The sequence below is a fragment of the Acinetobacter sp. Brlt_5 genome (assembly GCF_051949055.1).
GTDB lineage: Bacteria > Pseudomonadota > Gammaproteobacteria > Pseudomonadales > Moraxellaceae > Acinetobacter > Acinetobacter indicus.
In genome coordinates this window covers 26232-42499 of the sequence record NZ_JAYJLP010000009.1, presented here as the reverse complement: position 1 = coordinate 42499, position 16268 = coordinate 26232, and the positions used below count along the sequence as shown (strand labels likewise).

General features: G+C 47.8%; 14 protein-coding genes. 5 read left to right on the top strand and 9 right to left on the bottom strand.

Annotated elements, in window-relative coordinates:
- Positions 1–128: 128 nt before the first annotated feature.
- The 8 genes from VF685_RS07685 to dxs form a co-directional block, all read right to left on the bottom strand.
- Positions 129–416 carry an STAS domain-containing protein gene (locus VF685_RS07685; RefSeq protein ID WP_286384629.1) on the bottom strand — a complete coding sequence of 96 codons (288 nt, stop codon included), beginning with the start codon at positions 414–416 and terminating at the stop codon, positions 129–131.
- A gap of 11 nt (positions 417–427) precedes the next feature.
- Positions 428–1060, bottom strand: a complete 633-nt coding sequence (locus tag VF685_RS07680; protein ID WP_127801054.1) for an MlaC/ttg2D family ABC transporter substrate-binding protein — start codon at positions 1058–1060, stop codon at positions 428–430.
- Positions 1061–1078: 18 nt separating this feature from the next.
- Positions 1079–1750: an outer membrane lipid asymmetry maintenance protein MlaD gene (gene mlaD, locus VF685_RS07675; protein WP_016658517.1), complete on the bottom strand. Its 672-nt coding sequence runs from the start codon at positions 1748–1750 to the stop codon at positions 1079–1081.
- Positions 1750–2529, bottom strand: a complete 780-nt coding sequence (gene mlaE / locus VF685_RS07670) for a lipid asymmetry maintenance ABC transporter permease subunit MlaE (RefSeq protein WP_005180328.1) — start codon at positions 2527–2529, stop codon at positions 1750–1752. Before mlaE ends, mlaD begins: the two co-directional genes overlap by 1 nt.
- Positions 2526–3347 carry an ABC transporter ATP-binding protein gene (locus VF685_RS07665; protein ID WP_005180329.1) on the bottom strand — a complete coding sequence of 274 codons (822 nt, stop codon included), beginning with the start codon at positions 3345–3347 and terminating at the stop codon, positions 2526–2528. The genes mlaE and VF685_RS07665 overlap by 4 nt, the downstream gene beginning before the upstream one ends.
- 389 nt (positions 3348–3736) lie before the next feature.
- A complete protein-coding gene (locus VF685_RS07660; protein WP_005180331.1) occupies positions 3737–5521 on the bottom strand; it encodes a DEAD/DEAH box helicase in 1785 nt (594 codons plus the stop codon).
- A 456-nt stretch (positions 5522–5977) separates the two neighbouring features.
- Positions 5978–6808 carry an inositol monophosphatase family protein gene (locus VF685_RS07655; protein WP_034597976.1) on the bottom strand — a complete coding sequence of 277 codons (831 nt, stop codon included), beginning with the start codon at positions 6806–6808 and terminating at the stop codon, positions 5978–5980.
- 112 nt (positions 6809–6920) lie between these two features.
- Positions 6921–8831 carry a 1-deoxy-D-xylulose-5-phosphate synthase gene (dxs, locus tag VF685_RS07650; RefSeq protein ID WP_005180334.1) on the bottom strand — a complete coding sequence of 637 codons (1911 nt, stop codon included), beginning with the start codon at positions 8829–8831 and terminating at the stop codon, positions 6921–6923.
- 310 nt (positions 8832–9141) lie between these two features.
- On the opposite strand from dxs, the gene ribA reads away from it, so the two are divergent.
- Complete coding sequence (gene ribA, locus VF685_RS07645; protein ID WP_034598236.1) at positions 9142–9744, top strand: GTP cyclohydrolase II; 603 nt, start codon at positions 9142–9144, stop codon at positions 9742–9744.
- A 239-nt stretch (positions 9745–9983) separates the two neighbouring features.
- On the opposite strand, the gene hemN is transcribed toward ribA, so the two are convergent.
- Positions 9984–11357, bottom strand: a complete 1374-nt coding sequence (gene hemN / locus VF685_RS07640; protein WP_127801056.1) for an oxygen-independent coproporphyrinogen III oxidase — start codon at positions 11355–11357, stop codon at positions 9984–9986.
- Positions 11358–11592: 235 nt separating this feature from the next.
- Here hemN and hemF point away from each other — a divergent pair, with 235 nt between their 5' ends.
- The 4 genes from hemF (at position 11593) to VF685_RS07620 (ending at position 16188) form a co-directional block, all read left to right on the top strand.
- Positions 11593–12534 carry an oxygen-dependent coproporphyrinogen oxidase gene (hemF, locus tag VF685_RS07635; protein ID WP_104470047.1) on the top strand — a complete coding sequence of 314 codons (942 nt, stop codon included), beginning with the start codon at positions 11593–11595 and terminating at the stop codon, positions 12532–12534.
- 204 nt (positions 12535–12738) lie between these two features.
- The gene (locus VF685_RS07630; RefSeq protein WP_016658513.1) at positions 12739–12948 is read left to right on the top strand and encodes a hypothetical protein; all 210 of its coding nucleotides are present in this window, start codon (positions 12739–12741) and stop codon (positions 12946–12948) included.
- 218 nt (positions 12949–13166) lie between these two features.
- Positions 13167–13955, top strand: a complete 789-nt coding sequence (gene aroE / locus VF685_RS07625; protein ID WP_075168246.1) for a shikimate dehydrogenase — start codon at positions 13167–13169, stop codon at positions 13953–13955.
- 409 nt (positions 13956–14364) lie between these two features.
- Positions 14365–16188, top strand: coding sequence for an acyl-CoA dehydrogenase C-terminal domain-containing protein (locus VF685_RS07620; RefSeq protein ID WP_286384630.1), 1824 nt, complete (start codon positions 14365–14367; stop codon positions 16186–16188).
- The last annotated feature ends 80 nt before the right edge of the window (positions 16189–16268 follow it).

Below are 16268 nucleotides of genomic sequence, written 5' to 3'. Positions count from 1 at the left end.
GTCTCTCCCTAAGGGAGAGAGTTAGAGAGAGGGCTGGTTTCACTAATCCTTCATCCCTCCTCACCTCCCTTAGGTAAAGAGAGAAACTTAACGCCATAAAAAAGCACCTCGGTTGAGGTGCTTTTTGTTTAAGCGCTGAGCTGTAAATCATCCTGCAAATGACAGGATTGAATAATCTTCATCATTTTTTCCGGGATGGCTTTAAAGACCAGCCCTTGCGCATCCGGGGTCTGTCTTAACCAGCGCACCAGCACAGCCAAAGCCAGGGTACTGCCCTGCTCAAGTTCGGCCAGATTCACCACCACCGGGGCGGGCTGCTGTTGAATCAGCTGCAAGCCCTGCTGGTAATACTGCTCGGCATTGTTAAAGTCAATTTTCCCGGAAACCCGCAGTTCCTGATTTACATATTCAATCACAGCACGTCCTATTATTTTTTATCAACCGCAGCTTCTGCATCTGGTTTAAAGGTCGCAATCGCTTTATCAATATTGCCGCCATTACGTTTGACGTTGGCTGCAAACTGGTTACGGAACTGCAGACCTAAATCAATCCCGGATACGTTGATGTTACGGATTTTCCACTGATTGCCTTTATCGACCAGCTGGAACGATACCGGAATTTTCTCGCCTTTGTTGTTAAAGTCGATGGTCACTACCGGGTTCTTGCTGTTGCTGGCTTTATACGGACGTAAGGTATAAGTCTGGTTGCTGAATTTCGCAAAGGCTGAACCGTAGTTTTCAATCAGGGTTTCACGGAAATTCTTTTCAAACTGGGCACGCTGGGCAGCCGAACTGTACTGATTGGTCGCATAAGTTCCCATCACAATACGGGTAAAGGCTTGCGAATCGATATACGGATCAAGGTTCTGGCGCACAATGGTTTTCACCAAGGCCGGATTATTTTGCAGTTTGGCATGATCGGCTTTTAAACGCGAAATCAGGCCATCCGCCACTTTCTTGATAAATACGGGAGGAGTTTCGGTTGGTGCAGCAAATGCACTACCTACCACCAGCGTGGCCAAAACACTTGCGGTCAAGGTTTGTTTGAACAATGTCTTCACTAAAATTTCTCCTCTCAATTACTCAACAAATGACACTTCTGCATCTGTTGTTTCAGCGGATGTCTCATCTGCCGGGTTATCGGATGATGACTTGTTGCCTGCGCCACCGGTCACAAACTTGGTCACAAGGTCTTCAATTTCCATGGTGCTTTGGGTATTACTGATTTGATCACCACGTTTTAAATAATTCAGACCACCACCCGGTACAATCTTCAGGTACTTCTCACCCAAAAGACCATTGGTTGCTACCATTATGTAAGCATCTTCATCGATATTGGTGATGGAGGTCATGTTGTCCAATAGTTGCTTTTCCATTGCTTTTTGTTGCGCAGAATCGGCTTCGCTGTATTCGCTGCTGTAACGCAACTCTTCCAGGGCATATTGTTGCACCTGTTGTAACTGTTCCTGATTAAAGGTGGTCAGCTCACCATCCAGAATCATGGTCACAGTGGCCAGACGCGTCACCGGGTCTAAAGTAATAGATTCGACCTGCCCGACTTTAACCCCGCTTAAAGCCACTTTGGCACGTGGTTTAATCCCGTTAATATTGTCAAACGTTGCAGTCATGGAATAACTGTCCTGAATGGTGGTGCCCACCAGACCACTGACCCGCATCGCCAGGAAGAATAAAGCAATACCAAACAGAATGACAAAAACACCGACGGCCAGCTCACTAGTACGTGATTTCATTAAACACCTCCGAACATGACCGCAGTCAATACGAAATCAAAACCTAAAACACAAAGCGATGAATACACCACGGTACGCGTGGTAGATGTCGCGATACCTTCAGACGTAGGCTCGCAGGCATAGCCTTGGTAGACCGCAATCCAGGTACAAATTAATGCAAAAACAAAACTTTTAATAATGGTGCCGTTAAAGATATCTTTATAGAACTGTACGGTGCTTTCCATACCGCTCCAGTAAGAGCCTTCATCGGCGCCTAAAAAATCTACCCCAACGAATTTACCACCCATAATCCCGACTGCCGCAAAAATCACGGATAGCATCGGCAAGCTGAAAATACCGGCCCATAAACGTGGCGAGATGACCCGTTTTAAAGGATCCACCCCGATCATTTCCATACTGGACAACTGTTCGGTGGCTTTCATCAGGCCAATTTCAGCAGTTAAAGCAGAACCGGCACGGCCAGCAAATAACAGGGCCGCAACCACCGGTGCCAGTTCACGCAGCAAGGTTAAGGCCACAGCAGTACCCAGCATGGCTTCACTGCCAAAGGTCACCAGAATGCTGTACATTTGCAGGCCCAATACCGCACCAATAAATAAACCCGACACCACAATAATCAGCAGTGACATCACCCCGACGCGGTACATCTGGTAAATAAACAGTTTCACGCCAATCCAGGTTGGCATGGAAAATAAAATCTGGAGCAGCATTAATGTGGCAACGCCTATACCACGTACCCGCTCAATCACACGGCGTCCTAATGCAGCAATCGCATTCATGCTGAATGCACCTCATGACTTAAATAGGGTTGATGGCTAAACTGATAGTCGACCGGGCCTTCAACTGAACCGGTTAAGAACTGACGTACAAAAGGCGAGGCATGCTGTTTTAATTGTTCTGGAGTGCCTTCACCCTGCACTTTCCCTTCCGCCACCACATAAATATAGTCGGCAATGGATAGGGTTTCGGCCACATCATGCGACACAATAATGGTGGTTAAATCCAGCGCCTCACGCAATGAACGGATTAAACGAGTCAATACGCCCATTACAATCGGGTCCTGACCGGCAAAAGGTTCATCGTACATAATCAGTTCCGGGTCCAGCGCAATGGCACGCGCCAAAGCGACACGACGGTTCATCCCGCCAGACAGTTCAGATGGCATGAGCTGCTCGGCGCCACGCAAACCCACCGATTCCAGCTTTAAAGCCACCAGTTCAGCAATAAGATGTTCGGGTAAACGGGTATGCGCACGAATCGGGAAGGCCACGTTTTCATAAACCGTCATATCGGTAAACAAGGCACCGCTTTGAAACAGCATGCCCATTCGCGCCCGTGCTGCAAACAGCTCCTGACGTGACATTTTCCCGATATTCTTGCCATCGAGCAGCACTTCACCCTGATCCGGAGTGAGCTGCCCGCCAATTAAACGCAGCAAGGTGGTTTTACCCGTGCCTGACGGTCCCATAATTGCAGTAATCTGCCCACGTCGAATTTTTAAGCTGACATTGTCGTAAATGACCCGCTCCCCTCGTTTAAAGCTCAGGTGATTGACTTCAATCAGTGCTGGCGCCTGTAGAGGTGTCTGATTATTCATAGCTGAGGATTTTCCTGCATTTTTTCAGCATGCATACTATAAAGGATTGGAGAACAAATTGTTATCTATGAAATTCTTTTAAACTGTGTACAAGTTGTACAATTTTATTATGGTCTAATTTGAGTTTAGAAACAAAGAGATGCAGCTTAGGCAAAAGTTCTGTAAATAAAAAAGATGAGGTTACAGAGCAGCAAAACCAAAAAAATATATGGCATAAGCACCTCTTTCATAGATGACACACCGGGCAGTTTGTGCGAATGATAATGAGACATCGCTTAATATATTCTTAAATAAACTTGAACCAGTATACATTTTCCTCATCAAAATTCAAATTTTCTCGCATAAAAAACCGGTGCAAGCACCGGTTTTCTGAATTCGCTCAGTTCAACTTAGTCGTTGAATTTACGACGACGGTCACCACCTTCACGGCGTGGACGGTCGCTGTTGAACTCGCGACGTGGACGATCTTCACCGAATGAACGCGCTGGACGGTCGCCAAAATCACGCTTAGGACGGTCACCGAAAGCACCTTCACGACGTGGTTTGTAGTCTACGCGGTTGCCACGGTTGTCATCATTGCTGTCAAAACGTGGACGCTCATTGAAACCACCTTCGCGACGCGGACGGTCACTGTTGAATTCACGGCGTGGACGGTCATCGAAAGAACGTTGTGGACGGTCGCCAAAGCCACCTTCACGACGTGGACGATCGCTGTTGAATTCGCGACGTGGACGGTCATCGAAAGAACGCTGTGGACGGTCGCCAAAGCCACCTTCACGACGCGGACGATCGCTGTTGAATTCACGACGTGGACGGTCTTCACCAAATGGACGCTCGCCACGTGGTTTGTCGTCGAAGCTGCGACGTGGACGGTCATCACCGCCTTCACGACGTTTGAAGTTGCTTTCGCCTTCAAAACGACGGCCACCGCCGAAACCACCACGGCCACCGCGACCACCGTCACGTTTACCACCACGACCGCCGTCACGACGTGGACGTGCTGGAGGTGGAGATGGCTCTAAACCTTCAATTTCAGATACTTCTAAACGTGCATCTAAGTAATCTTCAAGCGCACGAATTTTACCGCGTTCACGGTAAGTCGCCAAAGTAATCGCTTTACCAGTACGACCGGCACGACCAGTACGGCCAATACGGTGTACATAGTCTTCGTTCTTCATTGGCAGACCGAAGTTAATCACGTGAGAAATAGTCGGTACGTCCAGACCACGCGCTGCAACGTCAGTTGCAACTAAAATCTTGGCACGACCTTCACGAATGCTGCGTAAACGGCGGTTACGAACGGTTTGTGGCATTGCACCATGCAGCGCAACAACTGAGTGACCTGCTTCAGCCAGTTCTTCAGCCAGCATATCGGTATCTTCTTGGGTAGAAGCGAATACAACGGCCTGATCAAGATCCTGTTCGCTCAACCAGTGCGTCAACAGTTTTTTCTTGTGCTCGAAGCCATCAGTCCAGTGTAAAGTCTGAGTAATGTCCGTATTGGTAGAGTGACCGGTTTCGATCGCAATACGTTCTGGCTCATTCATCATACGTTCAGCAAGCGTGATGATACGTGGTGCAAATGTCGCAGAGAACATTAAAGTCTGTTCGCGGTTTGCAGCCAAATCACTGATTGCTTCCAGATCTTCAGAGAAACCCAGGTCCAGCATACGGTCAGCTTCGTCAACGATTAACGCATTAACTTTGTCGAGTTTGATTTGACGACGGTTCACAAGGTCAAGTAGACGACCTGGCGTCGCTACAACCACTTGTGCACCTTTTAACTGTTGAATTTGTTTACCAAAAGGCATACCACCCATGATCGCAGCAATACGAACACCTTTCATGTGACGTACAAATGCAATCGCGTCCTGGCTCACCTGTTGAGCAAGTTCACGTGTTGGGCAAAGTACCAGAATAGATGGCTGAGTAATGGCTTTCATACGTTCTTTAAACGGAACGAATGTGTCCTGGTTTGCAAGTGCGTTCAGCGTTGGGAGAAGGAACGCTGCAGTTTTACCCGAACCGGTTTGGCTTGATACAAGAAGATCTTTACCTTCTAATGCCGCAGGAATTGACTGTTCCTGTACAGGCGTAGGCGCAGTAAAGCCAAGAGCGTCTAACGCTTGTTGTAAAGTTTCGTGTAGAGGAAAATCAGCAAAAGTTTTGCTCATAGAGTATTTCACCCGAGAATTGGGTGCTCCATAATAATAAAGTCAAATGGACATCGGCAAAAAGCGGCACAGCATTGAACGCTGAAAATTTAAGAATTCAGCGGCGATCCGAGTAACGACGATGTTGATATAACGCACGCATGATTACGGCTTAACCTGAAGGAATCGCTTTAGCGATTGGGGCGCGAGATATCGTCCTCTCTTTGGACCGCACGCGCATACACAATGATTAGAAGAGAAATGTTCAGGTAATGAACGGAAATTAAGTGCGTGGGCGGATTATAGCAGGATTATTTTAAAAGTCATCTAATTTAATCAACTTTTGCGTTAATTTCTGTACCAGTCGTTAAACTTGAATTAAATCAAGCACAAATAACAGGCAAAAAAACAGCCCGACTGGGCGGGCTGTTTTTTAGGGCTTGGGAGCAAGCCTTGTCATTTCACTCAATGCGTCTATTATTTTGCCGCGTCGCCCCAGGCAGGTACTACTGCCTTCATTAAAGGCTTCAGCATTTTCATAGAACACGCAAGTACCTGACCATTGTCCATAGAATCGCTGCCACCACGTGCATCCACTACAGTACCACCAGCTTCTTTGACGATTAACTCGCCCGCTGCGATATCCCACGGTTTTAGGCCCAGCTCGAAATAGCCATCTAAACGGCCAGCTGCCACATAAGCCAGATCCAGCGCAGCAGAACCTGCACGGCGATATTGCGCACCAGCTTCAGTCACGTTCAATAATGATTCGAAATGGTTTTTGGCATACGACACCACTTCACCATTACGTTTGGCGCGGTAAGCATGACCCACAGCCAGGAACGTATTCTCCAGGCTGTCTTTAACATTCACGCGGATACGGCGCTGATTAAGCATGGCACCACGACCACGGCTGGCAGAGAACAATTCGTCTTTGACTGGATCATAGATCACGCCGTGCTGAGTCACGCCTTTGTGCTGAACAGCAATAGAGATACAGAAATGCGGAAAACCGTTGATGAAGTTAAGCGTACCGTCTAAAGGATCGATCACCCAGCACCAATCGGCGTCATGACCTTTACCTTCTTGCAGACCGAACTCTTCACCCAAGAAACTGTGATTTTTATAGCTTTTACGTAGGGTATCGATGGTCAACTGTTCCAGGTAACGGTCAACACGCGTTACTGGACCATCAATTCCTTTTTCTTCGACTTGTAGATCGAGTTTATGACGATTCTGATGCGCTTTTAAAAGCTCTTGACCAACTGTTTGAGCCGCACGCGCAGCCATCACCACCATAGGTTCCATTGAACACCCACTACAAATTTGAAGATACTGATAAAGAATAATGCATAAAAGCCCCAACATTTTAGCAAATATTGGGGCTTTTGGGGAATAAATGTTTCTAAAATTTATTGCTTCAGGATGAAACGCTCTCGGTCAGCTTGTTCCAGGCCTGGGTCATGGCCTGCTCGATACCGGCGGCATCAAGACCGGCCTGCTGCAACATCTGGCTATGTGTGGCCTGTTGCATAAAGCTGTCATCCAGACCTAAATGGATAATAGGCTTGACCAGCTGAGCCTTGGCCAGATATTCACTGACGGCACTACCGGCGCCGCCCATCACTGCATGTTCTTCTACGGTTACAAACAGCTGGGTGTTTTCAGCCAGGCGTTCAATCATGGCTTCATCCAGCGGTTTCACAAAACGCATGTTCACCACTTGCACGGCAATGTCATGCCGGGCTGCAAATGCCTGTGCTGCTTCAATGGCCGGATAGACCCGGCTACCAAAGGCCAAAATGGCAATCTGCTCATCCGACTGTTCATTAAAACGCGCCACAATTTCTGCCTGACCAATCTCCATCAGGTTCAATTGCTGCTGAATTTCGACTCCAACGCCATTACCGCGTGGATAACGCACCGCTGCCGGCCCCGGATAATGATAAGCCGTGTGCAGCATCTGGCGGCATTCATTTTCATCTTTTGGCGCCATAATCACCATATTCGGTACGGTGCGCATATAGGCGTAATCGTAGGCACCGGCATGGGTCGGACCATCTTCACCGACCAGACCAGCCCGGTCGATGCCGAAGGTGACATCCAGATTTTGTAGCGCCACATCATGAATCAGCTGATCATAACCACGTTGCAGGAAGGTCGAATAAATTGCGACCACCGGTTTTAAACCTTCACAGGCCATTCCGGCCGCCAAGGTCACGGCATGCTGCTCAGCAATGGCTACGTCAAAGAAACGCTCCGGATATTGCTTGGCAAACTGCACCATGCCCGAACCTTCGCACATGGCCGGAGTAATCGCCAGCAGGCGTGAATCTTGTGCAGCTTCATCAGATAGCCATTGGCCAAAAACATCGGAATATTTAGGTGCCGCTGCTGCAGACGCGCTGCTGTTGATTTTACTAATTGCGTGATATTTAATCTGGTCCGCTTCTGCCGGGGCAAAGCCTTTGCCCTTTTTGGTATAAACGTGGATTAAACGCGGGCCTTTACGCTTTTTCAGCGCCTGGAATACATTGACCAGCTGATCAACATCATGGCCATCAAAAGGACCAAAATAATCAAAACCAATGGCTTTAAATAAATTATCGGCCGCATCGGTTGCAGCACAATGCAAACGTGAGGTGTAGTTCCACTCGGGATGTGGCTGGATATAGGCCTCGCCAGCAGCATCAATATGCACGCTTTCGCCGCGCTGCCACAGCGCCGCCAGATGTTTGGCAAAACCACCGGTGCTGCAGGAAATTGACATATCATTGTCGTTTAAAATGACCATTAAATCGGCCTGATGCGCCACCGCATCATTCATGGCTTCAAAGGCCATGCCGGCGGTCATGGCGCCGTCACCAATAATTGCCACCACTTCACGCTGCTGCTGCTGATAACGGCTAGCCAGCGCCATGCCCAAACCGGCAGAAATCGCGGTGGAGGAATGTCCGACGCCAAAGGTATCAAATTCAGATTCTTCACGGGCCGGAAACGCGGCCAGACCATCTTTGGCTCGAATGGTGGTCAGCTGTTCACGGCGTCCAGTTAAGGCTTTATGCGGATAAGCCTGATGACCGACATCCCAGATCAGACGGTCATGTGGCGTATTAAACGCATAATGCAAGGCCACAGTCAGTTCGATGACCCCTAAATTGGCACCGAAATGCCCGCCACTTTGCCCTGCTGCATACAAAATGAATTGACGTAACTCATCTGCCACTTGTGCTAACTGGCTTTGCGCGAGTAAACGTAATTGTTGTGGATGATCTATGCTATCCAGCAACGGTGTTACAGGGCGTTGAGTCGGTATTTCTGTATACAACATATGTGGCAAAGCCTTCTAAAGCCTGGCAAAACCTAAGCTAGGTCAAGGGGGAGTTACTCGATCATATAGTCGAATTGTACCATCTTCAATCAGCCACATTTCTAGCGATGTAGTTTTGAGCAATGATTTCAGTCGGGCAGTGTTTAGGTGGCGTAGATTATCCTGAATAACCTTGCTATTTATCAACTATTATCGTTCGCTTTCTACAAAAAAGAAAATCTTCTGCAGAAATTCAGCAATCCTATTCTACTAATGTCTGAGCATTAGGCTATACTTTAACGCATTCATGAACAATTTAACGGGTAAAACTGTGCCTATAGAATTTGTCGCAACGTCAAGACTACCAACCGCTTTTGGTGAATTTAAAATTACTGTATTTCAAGATCCGAAAACTGGCGAAGAGCATGTTGCACTGTCTAAAGGTCTGGAACAGGCCCCGACCGAACCAGTACTGGTTCGTGTCCATTCCGAGTGCTTAACCGGGGATGCCTTTGCTTCATTAAAATGTGACTGCGGCCCGCAATTACAGGCCACCCAGCGTCTGATTAATGAAGCCGGACAAGGGGTGATTTTATATTTGCGTCAGGAAGGACGCGGCATTGGCCTGACCAACAAGATTCGCGCCTATGCCCTGCAAGATCAGGGACATGACACGGTAGATGCCAATTTAATGCTGAATCTGCCAGCCGATGCCCGTCAATATGATATGTGCAGCATTATGCTGGATCATCTGCAAGTCAAAGCGGTGCGGTTAATTACCAATAACCCGCTAAAGATTGAAGCGCTCCGTGAGCAAGGGATTAATGTGGTGGATCGCGTGCCGTTAACGGTGGGTTTAAACCCGTTTAATGAGCAGTATTTAAAGACCAAACATGAGCGTATGGCACATATGTACCAAAAAGATGACTTCTAAGTCATCTTTTTAGTTTTAAAACAATTCTTCTCAGATCTAAGGAATCCCATACCCGATATTGATTTAGATGACCGGCGACAGGGAGGTCGCCATTTTGCTGAGGGACAGGGACGTCCCTTCAGCAAAATAGAGGGGTTTTGCTTACTTTTGCCCCGTCAAAAGTAAGATCAATGCTTCCTGTATTCACCCATACTTATATGATGATATAACGAGTTAGATCAGGTGCCGATTCAGTGAAATTAAATCGTCATCGAGAAAATACGGGTACTCGGTACTTTACGTTTTAAACGCAAATCAAACGCCATACAGATATTACGTACAAACGGTTTGCCCTGCTCCGTAACCTGTAAATGATCCTCAAACAGCGTTAACAAGCCATCTTCCTGCATTTCTTCCAGCTGCTTGAGCACCTCAGGCAATTCCGGGAACTGCATCTCTGGCTCGGCCCATGAGGTCTGGAAGCTGCACATCAAATTCAGGATATGCCGGCGAATCATCAGGTCCTCAGCGGTCAATACATGCCCGCGAAATACCGGAATTTCATTCTGTTCCAGTCGCGCATAATAATCTTCCAAGGTCTTTTCATTTTGCGCAAAGCTGTACCAGCTATCACTGATGGAAGATAACCCAAGCCCAATCATCAGCTGGGTTTTGGAAGCGGTATAGCCCATAAAGTTACGGTGCAGACTGCCCTGCTGAAAAGCCTGATACATGGCATCGCTTTTCAGGGCAAAATGATCCATGCCAATTTCATGATAACCATGCGCCAGCAATTTCTTCTTGCCCTCTTCATACAGGGTACGTTTCAGTTCATCTTTTGGCACATCATCATCTTTAAAACCGCGCTGGCCATTGCCTTTAATCCACGGTACATGCGCATAACTATAAAAGGCCAGACGGTCCGGATTTAACTGGGTGGTCTGCTGAATGGTATGTAAAACATCCTCCAGATTCTGAAAAGGCAGACCAAAAACCAGATCATGCGAAATTGACGTGTAGCCAATATCACGCGCCCATTCGGTCACACGCTGCACATGTTCATAAGGCTGAATCCGGTGGATGGCTTTCTGGACCTTTTCATTATAGTCCTGCACGCCATAGCTGACCCGGCGAAAGCCCAGATCATATAGCGCCTGCAAATGTTCACGGGTGGTATTGTTCGGATGGCCTTCAAAACTGAATTCATGCTCGGGCGCGACTATGGCTTTGGCCAGAATGCCCTGAATCAGCTGCTGTAAATGGGCTACAGAAAAGAAAGTCGGTGTGCCGCCACCCAAATGGATTTCTTTAATCATCGGCCGGTCTGGCAGCAACTGGCAATATAAATCCCACTCTTTCAGCACCGCCTGAATATACGGTTGCTCCACTTCATGGCGTTTGGTCACGCGCTTATGGCAACCGCAAAAGGTACATAAACTTTCGCAAAAGGGCAGATGAATATACAGGCTGATGCCTTCGCTGGCATTGGATTCAGCAAATGCCCGTTGCAGGCTCTGCTGCCAGGCCTCACTAGAAAAACTGGCCTCTTCCCAATACGGTACGGTCGGGTAACTGGTATAGCGGGGTCCCGGAACATTGTATTTTTGTACGAGAGAACTGGCCGGTTTCAACATCTACATTGCTCCACTGCAATTGACCCTATGAGGTGGGCACAAGGCCCGTATTCACTATTGTGCGGAGCTTAAAACAGGAATTCAACCTAGCCTTTTGGTCGGGAATCGGGAAGCTCATGCTGTTGCCTCTTCACTTAGATCAGCCATGCGCAGCGCACAGCAGCCCTTCCCCTCTTAATTTTTTTACCAATCTGTGCTTTGATGTGCTTATTGTTTTTTATTCATGAGTGTCATCATGCAGCATCCTACCTCCGCTGATATTCAACGCGTACGTGAATTTCTCCTCGATTTACAGGCGCGCATCTGTGCCGCGTTAGAACAACAGGAACGGGCCGGCGGCGGTACGGCTGAATTTGTAATTGATGACTGGCAGCGCCCTGAAGGGGGCGGTGGCCGTTCCCGGGTCTTACAAAACGGCAGCGTGATTGAAAAAGGCGGGGTGATGTTCTCGCATATTAACATCTCCAAACTGCCTGCCTCGGCAACTGAACGTCATCCCGGTATTGCCGGTGCCAAAGCGCAGGCGATGGGTGTATCCCTGGTGATTCACCCGAAAAATCCAAATGTCCCGACCTCACATGCCAATGTGCGTTTATTTGTGGCCGAACCGGAAGGCCAGGACCCGATCTGGTGGTTTGGCGGCGGTTTTGACCTGACCCCGTTTTATCCGAATGATGAAGATGTCCTGTCCTGGCATCAGACGGCACATGACTTATGTGCACCCTTTGGCGAGCAAGTCTATGCCGAACACAAACAGTGGTGTGATGACTATTTCTATCTGAAACATCGCGATGAACAGCGCGGGGTCGGCGGTCTGTTCTTTGATGATTTAAACCAGTGGGATTTTGATACCTGCTTTGAGTATATTCAGGCGGTGGGCAATGGCTATCTGGAAGCGATTTTGCCGATTTTTAAACGCAATCAGGATAAACCTTATACCGAAGCGCAGCGTGAATTCCAGCTCTATCGTCGTGGCCGCTATGTGGAATATAATCTGGTTTATGACCGCGGTACCCTGTTTGGCCTGCAAACTGGCGGCCGAATTGAATCCATTCTGGTCAGCTTGCCCAACCTGGCCGGCTGGAGTTATCGCCCGGAATGGGATGCCGATTCCGCAGAGAAAAAACTCACCGACTATTATTTAAAGCCGCATGACTGGCTACGCGAACTACAATAAGTTTCTAAAAAGCTACCGCAAATACCGGTAGCTTTTTTCTTGCAACATACGCTTGCAAGTCGCATACGTTTAAATATATTTGCATACACTTTTTCGCCAACTTTTCACAAGACTTTCATTTAAAGCGAGTAGACTCTATAGTCTTGGTTTAATGTGTCTGGCAAAAGATGGAATTGAGCCAGTATCGATTTAAGGAACGCTCCCATGCTGCAAAATTTCATTGCTCAACACAAAGGCCTGCTGTTCTGGCTGATTCTCAGTCTTCTAGTCTGCTCTCTCAGTATTACCTTTATTTTCGAACATCCTTTAAGTGACAGCCTGTCGATTGTGGCCAGTGTTTTTGCCCTGATTGCCCTGGTCTTTACTTCAGTCTTGCTGGTTTTAGATACCATCTTGGATATCTGTAATCCTTAAGCCGTCACAGGTTTACAGATCAGACTGCTTTATTGATCTTTTTATTTTTCTCTATTCGATTTTCTCTTCTTTTACCTTATCCCCCTCTTCCCTGCCCGACACCCGATTGTGTCGTTTTGCTTATTGGATTTATTCCAATTGTTCATCATTTGCAGGCTTTAGCCCCTGCCCGATTTGGCGTATATTGATGGGCATTTCAGCACATGGATCATGTGAAAATGCGCAAACAATTTGCCGTTGTGGGCAACCCGATTGAACAGTCCCGCTCTCCAGAACTGCATCATGCCTTTGCCGAAAAAACCGGGGTTGATCTGGTCTATCGCAAACGCCTGGCACCGCTGGATGGTTTTGAAGCCAATATTCGTGAATTCTTTGCCGAAGGTGGGGTGGGCATGAATGTCACCGTGCCGTTTAAAGAACAGGCCTTTGCCTTGTGTGATGTACTCAGCGAACGGGCCAAAACCGCCAAAGCTGTAAATACCTTGTGGATGCAAGATGGCCAGCTGCATGGGGACAATACCGATGGTCAAGGGCTGGTCGATGCCATTCGTGCGCTGAACTGGAATTTGGACAATACCGAAATTCTGATTATTGGTGCCGGCGGCGCCACCCGTGGCGTGATTTATCCGCTGGTTCAGGCCGGCGTGAAAAAAGTGGTGATTGCCAACCGTACTCTGGCGCGCGCCGAACAGCTGGTGGCTGATTTGCAGCAAGCCGTACCACAGGCCGAACTGTCCGCCATTGGTCTGGATGCACTAGCGGGCGAGTTTGACATTGTCATTAATGCGACATCGGCCAGCTTGAGTGGCGATGCTTTAATTCTGCCGGACGCGCTGCAATTTCAACATGCCTATGAAATGGCCTATGGCAAGCCCTCCAGTTTTCTGGAACAGGCCAAGGCCCGTCAGATTCCAACCTCGGAAGGCTTTGGCATGCTGGTCGGACAGGCAATTGAATCGTTTTCAATCTGGAATGGGGTCAAACCCGATTTAAAAGATTTTCTTTAAAATCTGCGATTTTGCCCAGAAAAAGAACCGATCTTGCACGGTTCTTTTTTTATGCCTAGCCTTTGGGCTGCACAATTAACCCGTATTATGATTGGATTTAATGACACAAATATGGCAACCGATTTGCCCAGATTTAAACGTCTTTGCCGCTATTAGGCTTTGGTCCTAGATCATGCTCACTTATGTTTTATTTTGTTATAATTTAAATAAATAGAATACAAAAAACAGTGGTGACAAGGGCAGGATTTTCTCCTAAATTAGAACTGATCCCACGTCTATAAGATTCTATTGATTCGCTTTTCTGACATTTTTAACTGAATTCAACATCAATGTATTTTGATGCGCAATGTGAATAATCAAACTATCCGATCAGATAATCCAAAACTATTTTTAAATCAGGATTAATGTTATGCCAGCATATAAAGCGCCTTTACACGACATTCGTTTCTTAATGAATGAAGTGTTTGACTATCCAGCACATTATCAAACTTTGTCTAACGGTGAAGCAGCAGATCCAGAAACAGTCGACATGATTCTCGAAGGGGCGGCTGATTTTTGTGAAAATGTCCTCTCTCCTTTGAACCAGACCGGCGATCAGGAAGGCTGTCATTTTGAAAATGGCGAAGTGAAAACGCCAAAAGGCTTTAAAGAAGCCTATGACCAGTTTGTGCAAAGCGGCTGGCAAGGTCTATCTTATCCGGAACAGTACGGCGGCCAAAACCTGCCAATGTCGTTAAACCTGATCAAATCTGAAATGATGGGCACCGCCAACTGGTCGTTCCAGATGTATCCGGGTTTAAGTGTGGGCTGTATCAACACCATTATCCAGTACGGCACAGATGAACAAAAAGATACCTATCTGCCGCATCTGGTGGCAGGCACCTGGTCAGGAACCATGTGTTTGACCGAGCCACAATGTGGTACTGACTTAGGTCAGGTGAAAACCAAAGCAGAACCGCAAGCCGATGGCACTTATGCCATTTCAGGCACCAAAATCTTTATTTCTGCCGGCGAACATGACCTGACCGAAAATATTGTCCATATTGTGCTGGCGCGTTTACCGGATGCTCCGGCCGGCACCAAAGGCATTTCCCTGTTTATCGTACCGAAATTCCTGCCATCTGCAGATGGTGACGTAGGTGAGCGTAACCCGGTGACCTGCGGTTCAATTGAACACAAAATGGGGATTCGCGCGTCAGCAACCGCGGTGCTGAACTTTGACAATGCGGTGGGTTATTTAATTGGCGAGCCGAACAAAGGCCTGCATGCCATGTTCACCTTTATGAATACTGCCCGTATTGGTACCGCGATTCAGGGGATCTGTCATGCGGAACTGGCCTTCCAGGGTGCTTTACCGTATGCCAAAGAGCGGATGTCAATGCGTGCCCTGTCCGGTAAAAAAGATCCGGAAAAAGTGGCCGATGCCATTATTCACCATGCCGATGTGCGCCGTATGCTGCTGACGCAAAAAGCTATTGCTGAAGGTGGTCGTGCCATGATTTATCATGCCGCACAAATTGCCGACAAAATGACTGATGCACTGGAGCGTGGCGATACCGCTGCCTTTGAACAGCATGATGATCACCTGGGTTTCTATACTCCAATTCTAAAAGGCTTCCTGACTGAAATGGGCTATGAAGCCGCCAACCATGGCATGCAGGTTTATGGCGGTCATGGCTATATCAAAGAATGGGGCATGGAACAGATTGTACGTGACTCGCGTATCTCAACCCTGTATGAAGGCACCACCGGTGTACAGGCGCTTGACCTGATTGGCCGTAAAGTGCTGCTGACCTCAAAAGGTAAAGTGATTCGTGACTATACCGCAGAAATTCTGAAATTCTGTGGTCAGCATGCTCGCAATAAATACATGCGCCGTTTTGCCTGGGACTTAACCAAGCTATGCGCGCAGTGGAATGCCCTGACGGTACGCATCATGCTGGCAGCACGTAAAGACCGCGATATCGTCTCAAGTGCCTCTGTCGACTTCCTGATGTTCTCGGGTTATGTGATGATGGCTTACTTCTGGGCACAGCAGGCGGCCGTTGCATCGGCCAAGCTGGCATCGAATGATGGCGCAGAAACCCCAGAATTCTACAAAGCGAAAATCAAAGTGGCAGATTTCTACTTTGAACGCTTATTGCCACGTACCCAAGGTCATGCCGAAGCGATGGTCAATCCATCTAAAACCATGACAGCATTAGCACCAGAACATTTTAGCTTCGACTACTAAGTCAAAGCCAAAAAAGAAAAGACCGCGCAAGCGGTCTTTTTTATGGATGCTGTAAAAACAGTGAATATCCTGATCAACAG

Bases quoted from the DNA above. Each gene is read 5' to 3' on its own strand.
- mlaD (WP_016658517.1), bottom strand. From the start codon at position 1,750: ATGAAATCACGTACTAGTGAGCTGGCCGTCGGTGTTTTTGTCATTCTG.
- mlaE (WP_005180328.1), bottom strand. From the start codon at position 2,529: ATGAATGCGATTGCTGCATTAGGACGCCGTGTGATTGAGCGGGTACGT.
- VF685_RS07665 (WP_005180329.1), bottom strand. From the start codon at position 3,347: ATGAATAATCAGACACCTCTACAGGCGCCAGCACTGATTGAAGTCAAT.
- VF685_RS07660 (WP_005180331.1), bottom strand. From the start codon at position 5,521: ATGAGCAAAACTTTTGCTGATTTTCCTCTACACGAAACTTTACAACAA.
- VF685_RS07655 (WP_034597976.1), bottom strand. From the start codon at position 6,808: ATGGAACCTATGGTGGTGATGGCTGCGCGTGCGGCTCAAACAGTTGGT.
- dxs (WP_005180334.1), bottom strand. From the start codon at position 8,831: ATGTTGTATACAGAAATACCGACTCAACGCCCTGTAACACCGTTGCTG.
- hemN (WP_127801056.1), bottom strand. From the start codon at position 11,357: ATGTTGAAACCGGCCAGTTCTCTCGTACAAAAATACAATGTTCCGGGA.
- hemF (WP_104470047.1), top strand. From the start codon at position 11,593: ATGCAGCATCCTACCTCCGCTGATATTCAACGCGTACGTGAATTTCTC.
- VF685_RS07630 (WP_016658513.1), top strand. From the start codon at position 12,739: ATGCTGCAAAATTTCATTGCTCAACACAAAGGCCTGCTGTTCTGGCTG.
- aroE (WP_075168246.1), top strand. From the start codon at position 13,167: ATGCGCAAACAATTTGCCGTTGTGGGCAACCCGATTGAACAGTCCCGC.
- VF685_RS07620 (WP_286384630.1), top strand. From the start codon at position 14,365: ATGCCAGCATATAAAGCGCCTTTACACGACATTCGTTTCTTAATGAAT.